The following is a 1,113-nucleotide window of genomic DNA, read 5'->3' on the forward strand; positions in this document are numbered from 1 at the left end:
TCGCTAATCCATTAGGGTTGGATGAGGAGTGTTTACTTGGTTTGAGTGTAGATGAGTTAGAAGCACTGGCAACTTGTAAATTGGCTGTGGCAGATCAAACTCGTTTGGATGATTTAGTGGCCAGAAATGTAGAATCATTGCTCTGCACTGATGAGGTGGCTGAGTTAGATGACTTGTTGGGAAAGGCGGATCAATTGACCATTCTCAAAACTCGCGCCAGATATATATACAATCTCTGTGCTTATAAAATGGGACAACGGCAGCATGAGTGTTTAGATTCGGATTGAGTTACAGGGACAAATTCGTAATCGCTTTAGTTATTCTATTTATCGACAATTTTGATTCTTATTTTTCAGACGTTGAGCGAGTAAACAATCCTCAAAGCTCAATGCTTCTTCGTCTAGGAAGTTGGAAATTGCCATTTCAATGGTAGCTTCGAGGGAACATTCGAATTCCGTAGACTTTTCCTGGAGTGCAACCTTTATGTAGTCAGGCAAATACTTGACAAGCTGAGCGATCGCTTCTGGGGAAAGGTGTTGGGTGGTGAAGGTTTGAGTCATAAGACTAGGTTTGGTTAAACTTGTAAAGCCGAGTTTTGTGGAACGGGCATCAGGTCTGGAACTGGCATCTTGCCAGTTTCAATATATTATCGGGCGGGCATCAGGTGTGGAACGGGCATCAGGTGTGGAACTGGCATCTTGCCAGTTTCAATATATTATCAGGCGGGCATCAGGTGTGGAACGGGCATCTTGGGTGGAACTGGCATCTTGCCAGTTTCAAGATATTATCAGGCGGGCAGGATGCCCAATCTACTCCTATTCATGGGAAGATTCAGCAACGCCCTATCGATTGCTTTGGTCACTTATCCTGTCGAATAACCCACTACAACACGTGCAATTAGCCCAACGGGCTAGGGCTTAGCCTACGCACTTTCAACTCTTCTTGAGAATTGAGTTTACGCTTTCCGTTTAATATATCTAAAATCGTTTGCTCTTGCTCAAAAATACCTAACAAATCTTGTATCCTTAGATTATAGTCTTCCATTAATGTCTGTAATAATTCTGCATCGGTTAATTCGGGAAATTGTTCTATGTGCTACTGATCGCTTGTTAT

Annotated in this window: 3 protein-coding genes; 2 read left to right on the plus strand and 1 reads right to left on the minus strand. The window is 42.8% G+C overall.

Annotated elements, in window-relative coordinates:
* Positions 1–287: hypothetical protein (locus F6K51_RS37915; protein WP_365940688.1), on the plus strand; the 287-nt coding region annotated here is incomplete at its 5' end.
* A 39-nt stretch (positions 288–326) separates the two neighbouring features.
* Here the strand turns inward: F6K51_RS37915 and F6K51_RS37920 are convergent.
* Positions 327–560: a hypothetical protein gene (locus F6K51_RS37920; protein ID WP_293031490.1), complete on the minus strand. Its 234-nt coding sequence runs from the start codon at positions 558–560 to the stop codon at positions 327–329.
* Positions 561–570: 10 nt separating this feature from the next.
* On the opposite strand from F6K51_RS37920, the gene F6K51_RS37925 reads away from it, so the two are divergent.
* Entirely contained in the window at positions 571–921 is a 351-nt protein-coding gene (locus tag F6K51_RS37925; RefSeq protein ID WP_293031493.1) for a hypothetical protein, read from the plus strand.
* The last annotated feature ends 192 nt before the right edge of the window (positions 922–1,113 follow it).

The sequence above is a fragment of the Moorena sp. SIO3I8 genome, assembly GCF_010692325.1.
Taxonomy (GTDB): domain Bacteria; phylum Cyanobacteriota; class Cyanobacteriia; order Cyanobacteriales; family Coleofasciculaceae; genus Moorena.

What these genes read in the sequence shown, in the direction of transcription:
- F6K51_RS37920 (WP_293031490.1), bottom strand. Translation starts at nt 560, where the DNA reads ATGACTCAAACCTTCACCACCCAACACCTTTCCCCAGAAGCGATCGCT.